The sequence below is a fragment of the Erysipelothrix aquatica genome (assembly GCF_009828775.2).
GTDB classification, from domain to species: Bacteria; Bacillota_I; Bacilli_A; order Erysipelotrichales; family Erysipelotrichaceae; genus Erysipelothrix; species Erysipelothrix aquatica.
In genome coordinates this window covers 16004-29171 of sequence record NZ_WTSY02000027.1, presented here as the reverse complement: position 1 = coordinate 29171, position 13168 = coordinate 16004, and the positions used below count along the sequence as shown (strand labels likewise).

Sequence of the window (13168 nt, the reverse complement as noted above, 5' to 3'; positions counted from 1 at the left end):
CAACAAAAGTATACGACTAAATATATAAAAAGATGAATGCATTTTGCTTAAGTTGTTACTTTTATTGACTATATTGTAAATCTATAAAAAAGAAGGGCAACCTTCTTTTTTCACAAACTCACGGGAGTAGGTCAGATTCTAACACTCCAGCGAGCGTATAATGGCTGTATTTTAGATACGAGATGTAATTATAGGTATACAACCACATTGAACATAGCACATTACTATCTAGTTTCTATTGCGCTTCTATTGTATTACTCAATGAACACGTGTATTACTCAATGAACACGAAGAAAAAAGACCACTTTCACAAAAGAAAATGGCCATTTTTTAGTTTATTCTGTTTTTTTCATAATGATTTTTCTTAATCTTATCGATTTCTTGCTGATGATTATCCAAGCGTTTGTCTTGTTCGTCATCCTTATCATCTTTGATTTTTTGCCATGCAGTTAGGTTTTCTACAGCATTTGCAAATTTAGCAATTGAAATTGATAACTTGAAGATACTTGTGACTGTAGGAATAGCAACAAGTACAATCATTCCCATAAATTCATAGTTGGACATAGAACTATCCTAAAATCTCATTCACTCTAGATTGGACCTCATCTGCATCATATCCTTCTGCACGTAGCTTGTCATAGCGAGCTTGACCATTTCCATAGTCGCCACGAATAACTGCGTTCGCTACATCATTAATTGATTTTGTAGGCGTTACTCCGCCATTGATAATGTCTTGGATTGCATAGTAGTCATAACCTGCATTTGTGAGTCGATTGTATCGATCATCACCATTACCCCAATCACCACGCATAACTTGTGCTGCAATCTGTTCATTTGATTTAATAATTGGTTCAGGTTTAGGAGTTGGTGTTACTTCTTGTGAAGTTCCATTTAATGCAATCTCGTAGTATTTGATAATATCACGAACGATATGGTTCATTCCTTTGCGTTTGTAGAACGTACCGCACGATGTGTGTACAAACTCACCATGCAATCTTACGGTCTTTGTGGACGGATACAAGCCCAATTGAGCCATTGCATATCCAAGATACTTAACTAAGTTAATGTATCCTTGCTCAATGTTGGATTCAACTAGTTCAACACCGATAGAACGTTGGTTAACATCCTTGTCTCCAGCATGATGGGAAACATCACTGAAGCGTACTGTTTCATATACTTCATTTGCATCCGCTACTGCATTGAATGAGTTGGTTCCATTGTTATTCGCAAGGTTTGCTGCTTCGTTAACTGCAGGTGCGGTATTTGCGGTTGTATGAATTACTACCATTTCAATGGGTTTTCGATGTGCAGCGCTTGATGCACGTGTTGATCCGTAAACTGAGCTTACTTTACCTGTAAAGTTTTGTTTGACTGTTAACCCAACTTGTTGAGCATATTCTGTGAATTGTAACATTACTTGTCCTCCTGGTACTCATAAGTACCGCTTTCTGTTTTAATTACTTTATTTTCATCAATAGTTGTTGGTTGTTTAAAGATTAGTAGAAACAGTGCAAAGATATCTTTAACGTATACGGCGACCGCTCCCATGATTATCACAGTAACGGCTTGTACGAGCGTTAAACTCGTTCCATTAACGTTGACACTCAAATCATTACTTAGAGCAGCCATGACGGACAGAACCGCGATTGCCATGTAAATTAGTAATCCTTTGTACAATCCACGTTTCAGATAGTTCCAATTTAATTGATTATATTGTTGTGCGTGACCTGCACCGAGTAAATTCTTCGCTATGATTGCTAGCGGTAATAATACTAAAGCGACCCACAATGGATCGCTTTTAATAAATAATATGATTTCGTTCATAATTACTCCTCTATGTCTGTATCGACATCTACTGTCATTAACTGTATACCTAGTTTCGAAACTTTTTCCTGAACAGTCTTCCAAAACATAATTTCTTCATTTAATACATCCACCTGATTTTTAACAAGATTACGATTATTCATTGCCTCGCTAAGCTTCAGTTGTTCTGATTCTACGACTTTGTTAAATTCCACCAATTTTGGATTTAGATTTTCTAAATCAATCTCCAATTTTTTGATACGTTCGTTTATCATCACTTCCACCTTCCTCTCGCTGTCCAATGTATTAATCTTGTCGATGATACATGTTTTTCTAGACCGTATACATACCAAATCTGAACTCCTGTATTCGAAACTAAGTAAGGTACAACACTATTGGCAAAGTTATCCTCAACTGTTACGGAAAGGTTTGGCTTTGATGTAAATGCAATCGGAAATTTCATATTGGCAGTAACACCACTGTAGTATCCGCTACCATACGGCTTGTCTATGGCTGTTACAAGGTTGTATGTTCCCCACTGCTCCATGTCACCACTTGACCACTTAATAAAATTTGGTCCACGCGCTTCGATATCATCTGCAGGTTGAATTGGAACATCTGTTCTTCGCCATTCAGACCAGACAGGAATGGTTCCCGATCCAGTCCCCATATGCCTTGAGTATATTGCGCCAGATAAATTTTCAAACTCTTGCCAAACGTAAAGCCACGTCTTATTTGGACTCGGTATTTCCGAATAGTCACTTAGATTTCTCACAACTAGGAAACCGGCTCCGGCTTTAGGGCTATTGGATGAGTTGTTTGCATTTACTGTATTTGACAGGGAATAAATCCCTCTTTTCCAATAATCATTAAAATTTATAGTTGTAGTTAAAGCAATTGGCTGAGCAAAGAAATCCTTAATCGGATCATTTTCGTTTTGATATGCTTGCCCTTTAACTTGTAGCGAGTTAGCATCTTTGTTATTGATCATACCGACACCGACTTCACCGTTTCCACCTATGTATAAGTCAACACTACCACTGGAGATGTTCGATGAAAACACATTATCGGTCGTTACTTTATCCGCTACCTTAATATTGATCGTGTGTGCCTTATTTATATCAACATTCGTAATTGTGTGACCATCAGCCAACTGTTGAGTTGTGATAGTCGCATATGACCCAATTCCAATTTGAACTAGAATAATACCGTTTTTATTGTTCAGTGGGTTGAATCCGATAGTTGCTTTCACAAAAACATTAGTTCCTAGTAAATCGTCATTCCCTAATGCGTTCACCCTTTTAAGTTGTTCGATTTTCACGGTTGGTCGTGTATACGGTATAGCTTTTTCATCTACACTCTGAGCCATTGAACTTACTTTTTGGTGATTATCAGTCCATTGAGAACCGATGATTAATGAATCCTTCGTAACCTCATGTGTACTTGAAGATCCGTTTTTATAAATACCGTTTAATGCTGTTTTCCATTTATCTGAAGGAACCCACATATTCTGAAATGGTTGCGTTTTAGATGTCGCTACTACTTTAATCTTTGTATAGCCAATAAGAATTTCATTTTTAAGGTCGTTATGTAACGAAGTGGGCTGAATTAAACTATATGAAAGTTCCGGTGGAATGTATTGAATATCCCAGACAATGTTTTCACTATATGACTTGGTTCCAATTGATTTTCCATTTATGAATGTTTCAACTAACCATGTTAACGGCTTAAGGTTCACGCTTGCAAAACTTTCCGCAAGTTTTTTATATTGATCATCGGATAAAGGTGCGACGATTTCTTCTGCTTTACTTAACGATTTAGACCAAAAATTTTCTGTGCCATCAGTTTTCCCTCGGAGCGTGATATTACATGAGTGAGAGGAACTAGGCATCGAAACCTTATACCCAAATCTACGCGCCTTGAGACTAGTGTTCCATGCGGGAGTGAACGCGACGTGTCTAGGGATGGTTGGAAGTGTCAGATTATATCCAAACTCAACATAACCAAATCTTGTAAGGCTGAATTTCGTCCACATTGTTATAGACTTAGTTCCATCATATGAATGCTGAACAGATCTCCATGACCACGAATCAATGGCGATATAGCTTGTGTTCGTAAAGTCATAACTGAAAGGAATGTCGTAACTTTCGCCGTAGCATTGTGATGTAAGATAACTATTTTTACTACTATCCCAATATCCGTCACCGCTAAGTTTTCGGATCCCTAGTTCCCATCTAACTTGAGTTGTATTATCTTGAAAGTTTTGATCTCCAATTTCATACCAAATCTCAGCCACATAACGACTATCGTTAGGAAATGGTTTACTCGCCGCTTTAACCCATGCCATCTACATCACCCCATCTTTCTCATATGCTGCCATAAGGTACCGCTTTTTAATTCATCCTGGTTCTTATGTTTCATAATTACATGGTTTCCCATGATAATTCGCTCTAGGACAATCAATGCAGTAACATCCATTTGCGGAACTCCTTCAACAATTCGCCAACTAGATATCGGTACACCTTTATGGTTCAAGTAGATACCATCATTGGTTTGTAGAATCGAAAAATCGCTCGTTCCTTTTCCAATTTCGAAGCCATCGATATTGAAATCGAAGTATGAATTAATTTTCTCGATTTCACCACCTTGAAGTTCTATTTCTTTTTGGAATTGCAAGCTGAAGTCTGTAACTGTTTGGACCATTTCCGCACGTAAATATTCTTCCCCAAGTTTTCTTTCATCGATTTCGAAAGATAATCTCTCGGAAGTCACTTCCAAGTCAGCTGTTTTTGCAAGACCCTCGCGAATATCCTGTTTAGCATTTACGCTAATTGCTTCTGCCAGAACTGTTCCCGCTTGTAGTAAATTACCATTTAATGTGCCTGCGGTTATTTCATCAGCCACAAAGCCGTTTCCAGTTCCAAATGTCCTAAACTCCCATTGGCCCGTCGCGTCTTTTTTGTTCGCTATCACAAGTTTTCCTGCACTCATTCCAATTACTTCTTCAGGATTCATATCGATGGGCTTATCAAAACTATAATAACCAGCAGGTAGTCCATAAGGGTTTCCCGACTTAAGTTCGTAGTTATGGCCATCGCCATTGAAGTATGATTCATTGATTTTTTCTAAGGTTTTTTCGAAACGATCGTCGTTTTCTTTTTGAACAGCTTCATTTTTCTTGTCTTCGTCTTTTTGGCGCTGGGCCACACTTAATACAACTTTATCGCCAAACTCAAACTGTATTACTTCCTCGTTAAGAAAGTCTCGTTTAACCTTGAATACACGGGTTTTATATCTAATGTTCATGTCAGAATGAATCACGGCGCATGTCTCGCCCAATTCGATATCTTTAGCGGCTAGTCCACTTCCTTTGAATTGAATTTTAGGTCTTGCATTTTCAACAAGGTATTTGTAGGTTCGTTCAAGAAGTTCACTTTTGTCTTCAATGTCCGAAAAATCAATAATGCCAATTTTTGGAACCAAGCCATTATATCCGAACTCTTTAGTCGCGGATGGAAGCTCCACAAACGATTGACCTTTCGGTTTATCGACGGGATCCCCCTTAGATTTAGACCACTCAATGTCTTTAAAAGTAATCTTTCTTCCGAAACCGCCCGTACCTTCGATTTGTTCGCCTTTTCCGCGTCCCATGAACGCAGTAAATAGGTCATCGGTAGAAGTTTCTGCAGTAACTGAAATAAGCTTGTCGCCATATTCGAACCATCTTCCATAATCTTTGGACAATCTATCATAAATATCGATTTCTTTCTTTACGATGATTCCATCGACAAACGTTAAGCGCGGTTCAAATTCCACATCCCACTTCTCGATTGCATCTGCAAAGGCACTTAAAGTAGATTGGCTATAATAGCTAGATGACGCTACCGAGTTACTTTGAACAATACCTAATGTCCATCCAGTGTTTTCAAGAATTCGAGACATAACAATTGAAATTGTTACACCACTTGGACGCATTTCTTCGACAAGTCTTCCTTTCAAGTCATCAAACAAGATATGCACACCATTAAATTTTATTGAATCGTTCTCTTTAGTAAGTCCTCTAATTTTATAGAGCCAAAACGTATTGCTGTCCTTCACTCCGAAGTATGCAGCGTCTTCAATTTCTTCCATGTACTTAAAAGATATCGAAGCAGTAATCAAGCCATTCAACTCCATTTCCTGAGTATTTTCGAGCATTTCTAACGATTGGATGCTTTTGATTAAAGTTTTGTTATTATCAAATAAAAAGGCGCCTTTCATCAAAGCACCTTCTCTCTGTATTCAATGGCAAATGGATCATTAGAAGAAAGAGTTATTACGTCACCTGAGTATATTTCGAAGTTTAAATAATCACTTGAAACAAAGTCCAAGATTTCTCTCTTGTCGACATTATTGACTTTAATTGTTTCCATTGTGACTTCGATTAAATCTTCTGATTCGAAATCATAATTCAAAATAATCTTTGACCCTCTTGTTTCGTTACGAATAATTAGCTTAGAAGCCGCACCGGATATTGTTGTTTTGATACTTTCTATCTTCACAGGAAACGATGGATACTCAGACTTAATTTCTTGGGTCGTTTGTACAATTTCACTGTATGCAAACGGGTCTGGACAATAAATTTGAATTGAGCCAACCCCTTGGTGGCTATCATATGGAGGATTACTTATATCACTCACAACCCCCATACGGTAATACTCCTCGTCCCCAAACTTAACTTTTACAAGCCCATCGGACTGAAGCATTTCGTTAATTTTCTTGGTTTTCGAAAGAAATTCCTTACTAGAGGATGCTTTAAGAAGAAAATGCACTGTTAATATCTTCGCGGCTTTTCTTTTGGAAAGCAAAAACTCACCATCGGCATTCGTTGATGCTGAGTTTAACACATTAGACGATAGAAATCTTCCCTCGACGTTAATCGTCGTATATCCCTTTACTAGTTCATCGATTGTCCGGCCATTAAAGGTAAGTGTACAATATTTTTGTTTATCCATAGTGGCTCCTTAGTATTTCAGTTGAAGATCAATTTTTTTGTTTTGAACATCCGTTATGTCCTCAACAAATGCCTCAAAAACACGATTTCCAAAATTGAATGTTAGCACAGCAGGTTGTTTCTGACCTTGGGATACAGTAAGTTGTTGTTCAATTGAATTGACTGTGTTATTGAATCCATCAGGGTCGGCAATAGCAAAACCAATTTGACTTTCGAAAGATTGATTAGCTATATCGCCAACAGCATCCATCGCTTTAGTTATCGGTTTCATATTATCCGAAATACCGCCAGCCAATCCTTCATCTAGGAACTTTCCGACTTCCGCCATGACTCTAGATGGTGAGCGAATACCGAAGAAACCTTTAATTCCTCCAAGGATATTGGATGCAACCTCCATTGCCCCTTCAACAACGCGCGATGCTGCATTGGCAATTCCATTTTTTAAGCCATCCATCATTTGACCACCGATATTGAATAATTGGCTAATTCCATTCGAGAACCCCGATACAATCCCCGATATTATTTGTGGAATTACTCCCACAATTTGAGAGATAATCGATGGTAAATTTTGTACGAGAGCAACAAACAGTGTAAAGCCCGCACTAACTAGTTTCGGAACACTTTGCATAAATCCTGAAATTAAACTTGAGATTATGCTTGGAATTTTTGAAACTAGAACACTTATGATTAATGGTAAATTTTCGACAAGTGCAACAAATAGTTGAACACCTGCATCGATTAATAAAGGTAAATTATCAAGTAGTGTTGTAATAACACTATCAATGATCTGCGGCAACACCGAAACAATTTCCATAATTATTTGCGGTAGTGCCTGAACTAGGGCAACAAATAATTTAATACCTGCATCGATAATAAGTGGTATCAACGTAAGTAAAGTTCCTACTAATTGATTTACAATTTCAGGAATTCTTTCTACTAAGATAGGGATAGAATTCATAATCCCCTCAATAAGACCCTGGATCAACTGAACACCGGCTTCAATGATAATCGGAATATTATCAACTATAGCTTGCACAATCCAAGTTATTGCATCAACCATTGCCGGAATCAGTGTCGGTAATGCTTCAGCAATTCCTTGAACTAAAGAAGCGATTACCTTTAATCCCATGTCAACTACATGCGGCACAGCCCATGTCAATACTTCAACCAATACAGTAGGTAGTTGCATTAAAACATTTCCTACCATAGGTAATGCATTCTTTGCAAAATTAATAATACTCGTGCTCAGAGTTTCTAAGGGAGCACTAATATCCGCACCTGTCGCCATATTACCTAAAACATTTTGCCAAGATGCTTTCATTGCACCCAAGGACCCAGAGAATGTCTCGGCAGATTCACGCGCGAAGTTACCTGCGTATTGTGTCGTTTTATCCATAAACATTTTCATTGCGAGTTCTGCTTTTTCGGCATTACTTGCTGTATTCCAATCAAAATTAATACCTTTTTCAAGTGCATATGCTTGGAGTGTAGTAGCGTTCATAGCGACACCGAGGTTGTCCATCATTGTGAAGTTCCCCTTTGCAGCACCAGCAATCGACTCCATCGCCATTGTTGTATCTAACCCCATTACAGAAGCCACATCGGCTGCTCGTTGCATCGCAGACGATGTTAGATCAAGTGCTCTCTGTTGCTCTACTCCTGACCCTTGAAACAACGAACCCATTTTATTTGCTGTTGCCATATAGTCTGAAGCCGATAGTCCCATGTTAAGATAGGCATCTTGTGCACTATTCTTTATGTTATCTGCGAATTGCCCGAATACAGCCTCGGTTCCCCCAAGGTTTTGTTCAAGTTCGCCACCGGCAGTAATCGCATCTTTAAGTATTTTCCCAACACCCACAGCAACTAAAGCTGCTTTTAACGCAGTTCCAATTTTATTTCCGGCACTTCTTCCGACTTCTTCAGATGGACCATCAATATCCTTTGTTAAAGCTTCCTTGAAGCCTTTTGTCGTAGGAACTATTTGCAAGAATGACTTTGCGATTGGCCCTCCACTATCCGCCATTTCCAACACCTCCAATCTCTACCAGTAATTCATTTCTTCTTTTCTCAAAATCCTCCCCAGAGGTGAACGAATTTTCCTTTGCTTCAACCTCGATAAATTTTGCTGCAAGGCTCACTGGTTTATTTGCGCCCTTACGGCCATCTTTCGTATTTTGCCAAATAAGTATGTTCAGTTTGTCGAAAATAGAAGCTAGTAGCAGTGTTTCGGTTGAAACATTACTTACTGACATAATCATTCGAATTCTCGAACCCTCGCGTAAACCATTAGCAAAAGAGGCTACCAATCTCATAGGTAGCCTCTTATATTCGTATATATGATATGTCTCTGCTAAATCGCATATTAAAGCTTCTTCATCGAGGCTTATCATCCTGGAGAGGATTAGGAGTTTTTTATTTCTTTACCCGTTCCGTTAAAAATATCCAATACTTCTTCTGATATTTTACTCATTGGAACTTTGCCATTCTGAACTTTGATGTGATCAATCAATTCATTTTTTTGCGATTCTCCTAGAAGTAGTTTAATTACTTTCGGAAGTAAAATCGGGTTTGTATCAACTTCAGCAAGAGCTTCGATTAACTCATAATCATCCAAGCGTTCATCTGTTACCTCATAATTAAAGCCTGATTTTGTGATTCCTTTAAGCATTATTTACCACCTTCCGTATTTACGGGTGCCGAAGCTTCTTGGACGTTTTCTGCGCTGATGATGTATTCGAAGTGCGTGTTACCTTCACTGTCAGGGAAGGCTTGAATTGTCGTTTCGTAGCCTACTGCACTTTCATCGGCGTACGTGATATCGCCAACCGTAATAACTTGAGCATGCGGAATTACGATACGTTTGAGCGCATTTTTCAAGATCATATCAATTACAACCAAATTGGGTTCGGTTTCTTTTGCATTTGCCTTGATGGTGATTCCAGTTTCAAGGGTTCCTGTAACATTTGACCCGCCGTAGACTTGTTTCATGACGTCAACATTTAACGCCTCAATAAGGGTATATGCAAAGGTGTCAGGCTTGCCTGTTTGCATCGCTAGTACTGTATCTCCGCCCCAAGATTTTAGAGTTGAAATTTCTGGGGTATTCGAGTTCACAAGACCATCTTCACTGATATATCCCAATCCCTTAAAAGCAGCATCTAGAGCCGCTTTCGCATCGGTTGGCGCTTTAGTTCCAATCGGAGCGATTGATACCGCCCCACCGACTTTAGGCTTTCCATATGTTACGTATTCTTGTTTTGACATATAATGCCTCCTTAATTTTCATTTTAGTAATGTTTAATTAAAAATACCGCTTGGTAGCGATATCGTTTTGTTTCGGTATCTGTAAAATCGTAGTCGCTATTCAGCTTTACACTTACAACCCTGTTAAAATGTTCAAGTGATAAAATCGCATCAATGACTTTTTGATTTAGGACTGAAGCTTCAAACTTGGAATTCGCATAACTTTGAAACGCAAACATCGATCCAATTAAATGATTTGAACGAGTTGAACCCGTCTTTTCAAAAACCACATAAGAATCTTGTTTTTCATCAGGATGTTCGAGCCCTACAAATACCGACAATTTATCAGATAAGTGCTCTACAATTAATGGTTCAATCATAAGTTCATCGCCTTAAGAAGCGTGTTATTTTTCTTATTATCGCGCTTTGCTTCTTTGCTTTCAGCTCTTATACTAGCATTGGCGCGGTTTTTACCGACATAGATATCCGTTTCATAACCTTCACCGAGTTTTGATTTTATTGAGTTTGCTCTTGATGATAATGCATTTTGCACATCTTCGCCTCGTAGCAAATCTCTGATCGCGCTGTTATTCAATTCGATTTTTGGTTTACTCATATCGTTCGACCATCACTTTCTTGTTCCAATCTAAAGGAATTAGAGCATCCATCCCTTTTAGTGGTTTTCCGAATACTTTAAAGCGTTCGCCCCAGAATTCTACAACGCAATCTTCCCAATGATTCTCATCACGCTTAGGGATAGCGAGAACATAGACAGCTTTTTTACCGTACAATTCAAGATTATTAACGATATCGTCCGCAGACACAGGCGCAATCAGAACATTATCTACCGATGTAGGTACTTCAGTCTTTATTTCTTTGCCGAAAGGGTCTTTGTCACCGGTAGAAGCAAAAGAAATCAGCTTAATAGTTTCACCTTTAATCCGTGTCATATAGATTGATGACTCCATATCTTTGTCTACGTAGCCCAAGACGGCTTAATTCGGAGTTTTTAATGAAAAGTCCGCCACCTGGAACAAGAAATGTACCACTAAACGAATATCCCAGTGCAGACTCACTGGATTGAACCATAGGCTCTTGTTCTGTTGAAGTCATAAGGACCCGTGCTACAATATCGACCGTAACTGATTTGACGACATTTTTATAACTTGCACGTTCTGCCATAATAGCATCGATGTCTTTACCTACTTTAAACGCTTCTTCACGAAGTGAATCTGAGACAATCGGAAGTAGTTTTTCTGCACGTGTTATTTCTTCATTGAGTAAATCACGAAATAGATTTTTAACATCCTCAACAGTTGCAAATGGTTCCATCGAGATCTACCCTTCTAATCCTTCTGTTTGATTATCCTCAATGTCATTAAGCGCTTCATTTATTTTATCAATGATTTCAGGTTTGTTGAGTTTGTTGAGTTTGTTGAGGTTTCCTAATCCTAACTCTTCTGCCAATACCACAAGCTCAGGCTTTGATTTAATCAACAGATCATCATCTTCATTTCCTGTTTCTTGAGTTATCGGTGTGCCTTTGTTATCGTTTTCAATTTCCTTAACAGGTGAAGTGAGTTTTTTTTGTTCTTGAAAATCTTTCCAGTCACCGCCAGAAATATTGCAGGGGCTATCGATGATAGCCCCCGTTTTAGTATTTATGTATTTCATGTTTTATCCCTCCACTTTGACTTCTACGACGCGAGCGAATGCAGACGGATCGATAATCCCCCATCCGACATAAGCTTCTGCACGAAGATATACTTGGTTATAACCTTTAAGATCTTTACCTGAGTTATCTGGATCACCATATTTAATGATTTCGAACGGAACTTGTTTCGAATAGCCCCATTTAAACATATCTGCAAAGTCACCAACGATGGCGTGATCTTTGCTTGATGCGTTATACACAGTATTGTTGATATCTGCTTTTAATCCGCGGATTGCACCCGGATTTGCGCCCCAGGCTAATTCAGGATATTGTTTTACGCCATTTACTTTTAAATTTGCTAGCGCTGAAGATAAGGTAGTATCTAACGCAATTCCTGTAACCACATTTTCGGAACCTTGGACCATGTTGATTGCAGCCTCGATGTTTTCTTCAACTTGAGAAGCGACATAATCGACTGTTTGTGTGACCTTCTTATCAAAGTGGTTATCTCCGATGACCGTCGATGCAGCACCTGTTCGTGGATTGATTCCGTGGAAAGCCATGAGGTCGATTCCTTTGGCTACCTTTTTAGCAAATCCATCATTGAATGCTTCAAGAACTTTGATTTTTTCTTCTTCAGTTGAATACAAGAATTCATCTGAAACTCGTGCGCCATATTCGACTTTAATTGGCATGATAATCACTGGATCTAAAGACATTCCGCCATGTGATTTCTTGCCATTTTCAGCAACAACATCTACTTCGCTATCCATTGTAAAGATGAATTCCTTTTGACCATTAAATGGAATCGGTTGTTGGTTCGATAAAACGGCCAATGAACTGCGCCCTTTTACCTTGCTGATTAAATCTGTTACTAATTCTGGATCAAATAATGTTCCTCTTGATAATGTTTCTGACATTTTTATTCTCCTGTTTCTGTTACATTAAGTAAATTTTGATATGCATGCGCTCTATTGTCGCTTGGTGCATCTGTATCTTTTAGAGGTGCCACGTACGATGGACCTTTTATATATGATGATAGTGCTTGTGCGTCTTGAATGAGACTTTCTTCATCGTCACCCGAAAGTCTTTGTGCCAAATCAAATGGTATACCGTGAGCGTATGCGACTCGAGTTTTCATTTCTGACATTCTAAGTTTTTGGTTATCTCCGGTTAATTGGTTGATTTGGTTATCAAAATCAGTATATTTGCCATCTTTTTCTTGAATTATCGTCTCTAATTCGAGTATTCTCGAATTTGTCGTTTGTTCAAGATCATCATATTTGTCAGCTTTAGCTTTGATTTCATCATAGTCTGAATACTTTTCTCGCTCCCTGCGAAGACGTTTCTCTATAATTGCATCTAAAGCTTCTTGCGATTCTATTACTTTAAATTCTTCCATAACATAACCTCTTTTCCGCCTTCCCGCATGGCGTACGCGTAAGTAAAAATATTAAAAAACACCGCTTTGG

The 13168-nt window shown here is 38.5% G+C and carries 18 protein-coding genes; all 18 read right to left on the bottom strand.

Going from position 1 to position 13168, the window contains the following annotated elements:
- Positions 1–330: 330 nt before the first annotated feature.
- Complete coding sequence (locus tag GVV20_RS08020; protein ID WP_159812702.1) at positions 331–564, bottom strand: hypothetical protein; 234 nt, start codon at positions 562–564, stop codon at positions 331–333.
- A gap of 4 nt (positions 565–568) precedes the next feature.
- Positions 569–1414, bottom strand: a complete 846-nt coding sequence (locus GVV20_RS08015) for an N-acetylmuramoyl-L-alanine amidase (protein ID WP_159812700.1) — start codon at positions 1412–1414, stop codon at positions 569–571.
- Positions 1414–1824 carry a hypothetical protein gene (locus tag GVV20_RS08010; protein WP_159740765.1) on the bottom strand — a complete coding sequence of 137 codons (411 nt, stop codon included), beginning with the start codon at positions 1822–1824 and terminating at the stop codon, positions 1414–1416. Before GVV20_RS08010 ends, GVV20_RS08015 begins: the two co-directional genes overlap by 1 nt.
- A 2-nt stretch (positions 1825–1826) precedes the next feature.
- Positions 1827–2078, bottom strand: coding sequence for a hypothetical protein (locus GVV20_RS08005; RefSeq protein WP_159740764.1), 252 nt, complete (start codon positions 2076–2078; stop codon positions 1827–1829).
- Positions 2078–4150 (bottom strand): hypothetical protein, encoded by a 2073-nt coding sequence (locus tag GVV20_RS08000; RefSeq protein WP_159740763.1) that lies wholly within the window; start codon positions 4148–4150, stop codon positions 2078–2080. Before GVV20_RS08000 ends, GVV20_RS08005 begins: the two co-directional genes overlap by 1 nt.
- 5 nt (positions 4151–4155) lie before the next feature.
- A complete protein-coding gene (locus GVV20_RS07995) occupies positions 4156–6063 on the bottom strand; it encodes a phage tail spike protein (RefSeq protein WP_159740762.1) in 1908 nt (635 codons plus the stop codon).
- Complete coding sequence (locus GVV20_RS07990; RefSeq protein WP_159740761.1) at positions 6063–6797, bottom strand: distal tail protein Dit; 735 nt, start codon at positions 6795–6797, stop codon at positions 6063–6065. Before GVV20_RS07990 ends, GVV20_RS07995 begins: the two co-directional genes overlap by 1 nt.
- 9 nt (positions 6798–6806) lie before the next feature.
- Positions 6807–8822, bottom strand: coding sequence for a phage tail protein (locus GVV20_RS07985; protein ID WP_159740760.1), 2016 nt, complete (start codon positions 8820–8822; stop codon positions 6807–6809).
- Positions 8812–9111 (bottom strand): DUF5361 domain-containing protein, encoded by a 300-nt coding sequence (locus tag GVV20_RS07980; RefSeq protein ID WP_236261764.1) that lies wholly within the window; start codon positions 9109–9111, stop codon positions 8812–8814. Before GVV20_RS07980 ends, GVV20_RS07985 begins: the two co-directional genes overlap by 11 nt.
- Positions 9112–9200: 89 nt before the next feature.
- Positions 9201–9467, bottom strand: coding sequence for a hypothetical protein (locus GVV20_RS07975; protein ID WP_159740758.1), 267 nt, complete (start codon positions 9465–9467; stop codon positions 9201–9203).
- Positions 9467–10063 carry a phage tail tube protein gene (locus GVV20_RS07970; protein ID WP_159740757.1) on the bottom strand — a complete coding sequence of 199 codons (597 nt, stop codon included), beginning with the start codon at positions 10061–10063 and terminating at the stop codon, positions 9467–9469. Before GVV20_RS07970 ends, GVV20_RS07975 begins: the two co-directional genes overlap by 1 nt.
- 23 nt (positions 10064–10086) lie before the next feature.
- Entirely contained in the window at positions 10087–10422 is a 336-nt protein-coding gene (locus GVV20_RS07965; protein WP_159740756.1) for a hypothetical protein, read from the bottom strand.
- Positions 10419–10658, bottom strand: a complete 240-nt coding sequence (locus GVV20_RS07960) for a hypothetical protein (RefSeq protein WP_159740755.1) — start codon at positions 10656–10658, stop codon at positions 10419–10421. Before GVV20_RS07960 ends, GVV20_RS07965 begins: the two co-directional genes overlap by 4 nt.
- Positions 10651–10992, bottom strand: coding sequence for a hypothetical protein (locus GVV20_RS07955; RefSeq protein ID WP_159740754.1), 342 nt, complete (start codon positions 10990–10992; stop codon positions 10651–10653). The genes GVV20_RS07960 and GVV20_RS07955 overlap by 8 nt, the downstream gene beginning before the upstream one ends.
- Positions 10979–11374, bottom strand: a complete 396-nt coding sequence (locus GVV20_RS07950) for a phage Gp19/Gp15/Gp42 family protein (RefSeq protein WP_159740753.1) — start codon at positions 11372–11374, stop codon at positions 10979–10981. Before GVV20_RS07950 ends, GVV20_RS07955 begins: the two co-directional genes overlap by 14 nt.
- Before the next feature lie 6 nt (positions 11375–11380).
- Entirely contained in the window at positions 11381–11716 is a 336-nt protein-coding gene (locus GVV20_RS07945; protein ID WP_159740752.1) for a hypothetical protein, read from the bottom strand.
- Between the two features lie 3 nt (positions 11717–11719).
- The gene (locus tag GVV20_RS07940) at positions 11720–12616 is read right to left on the bottom strand and encodes a phage major capsid family protein (RefSeq protein ID WP_159740751.1); all 897 of its coding nucleotides are present in this window, start codon (positions 12614–12616) and stop codon (positions 11720–11722) included.
- Between the two features lie 2 nt (positions 12617–12618).
- Positions 12619–13098, bottom strand: a complete 480-nt coding sequence (locus GVV20_RS07935) for a hypothetical protein (RefSeq protein WP_159740750.1) — start codon at positions 13096–13098, stop codon at positions 12619–12621.
- Positions 13099–13168 lie beyond the last annotated feature (70 nt).

Bases quoted from the DNA above. Each gene is read 5' to 3' on its own strand.
- GVV20_RS08020 (WP_159812702.1), bottom strand. From the start codon at position 564: ATGTCCAACTATGAATTTATGGGAATGATTGTACTTGTTGCTATTCCT.
- GVV20_RS08015 (WP_159812700.1), bottom strand. From the start codon at position 1,414: ATGTTACAATTCACAGAATATGCTCAACAAGTTGGGTTAACAGTCAAA.
- GVV20_RS08010 (WP_159740765.1), bottom strand. From the start codon at position 1,824: ATGAACGAAATCATATTATTTATTAAAAGCGATCCATTGTGGGTCGCT.
- GVV20_RS08005 (WP_159740764.1), bottom strand. From the start codon at position 2,078: ATGATAAACGAACGTATCAAAAAATTGGAGATTGATTTAGAAAATCTA.
- GVV20_RS08000 (WP_159740763.1), bottom strand. From the start codon at position 4,150: ATGGCATGGGTTAAAGCGGCGAGTAAACCATTTCCTAACGATAGTCGT.
- GVV20_RS07995 (WP_159740762.1), bottom strand. From the start codon at position 6,063: ATGAAAGGCGCCTTTTTATTTGATAATAACAAAACTTTAATCAAAAGC.
- GVV20_RS07990 (WP_159740761.1), bottom strand. From the start codon at position 6,797: ATGGATAAACAAAAATATTGTACACTTACCTTTAATGGCCGGACAATC.
- GVV20_RS07985 (WP_159740760.1), bottom strand. From the start codon at position 8,822: ATGGCGGATAGTGGAGGGCCAATCGCAAAGTCATTCTTGCAAATAGTT.
- GVV20_RS07980 (WP_236261764.1), bottom strand. From the start codon at position 9,111: ATGAGATTGGTAGCCTCTTTTGCTAATGGTTTACGCGAGGGTTCGAGA.
- GVV20_RS07975 (WP_159740758.1), bottom strand. From the start codon at position 9,467: ATGCTTAAAGGAATCACAAAATCAGGCTTTAATTATGAGGTAACAGAT.
- GVV20_RS07970 (WP_159740757.1), bottom strand. From the start codon at position 10,063: ATGTCAAAACAAGAATACGTAACATATGGAAAGCCTAAAGTCGGTGGG.
- GVV20_RS07965 (WP_159740756.1), bottom strand. From the start codon at position 10,422: ATGATTGAACCATTAATTGTAGAGCACTTATCTGATAAATTGTCGGTA.
- GVV20_RS07960 (WP_159740755.1), bottom strand. From the start codon at position 10,658: ATGAGTAAACCAAAAATCGAATTGAATAACAGCGCGATCAGAGATTTG.
- GVV20_RS07955 (WP_159740754.1), bottom strand. From the start codon at position 10,992: ATGACACGGATTAAAGGTGAAACTATTAAGCTGATTTCTTTTGCTTCT.
- GVV20_RS07950 (WP_159740753.1), bottom strand. From the start codon at position 11,374: ATGGAACCATTTGCAACTGTTGAGGATGTTAAAAATCTATTTCGTGAT.
- GVV20_RS07945 (WP_159740752.1), bottom strand. From the start codon at position 11,716: ATGAAATACATAAATACTAAAACGGGGGCTATCATCGATAGCCCCTGC.
- GVV20_RS07940 (WP_159740751.1), bottom strand. From the start codon at position 12,616: ATGTCAGAAACATTATCAAGAGGAACATTATTTGATCCAGAATTAGTA.
- GVV20_RS07935 (WP_159740750.1), bottom strand. From the start codon at position 13,098: ATGGAAGAATTTAAAGTAATAGAATCGCAAGAAGCTTTAGATGCAATT.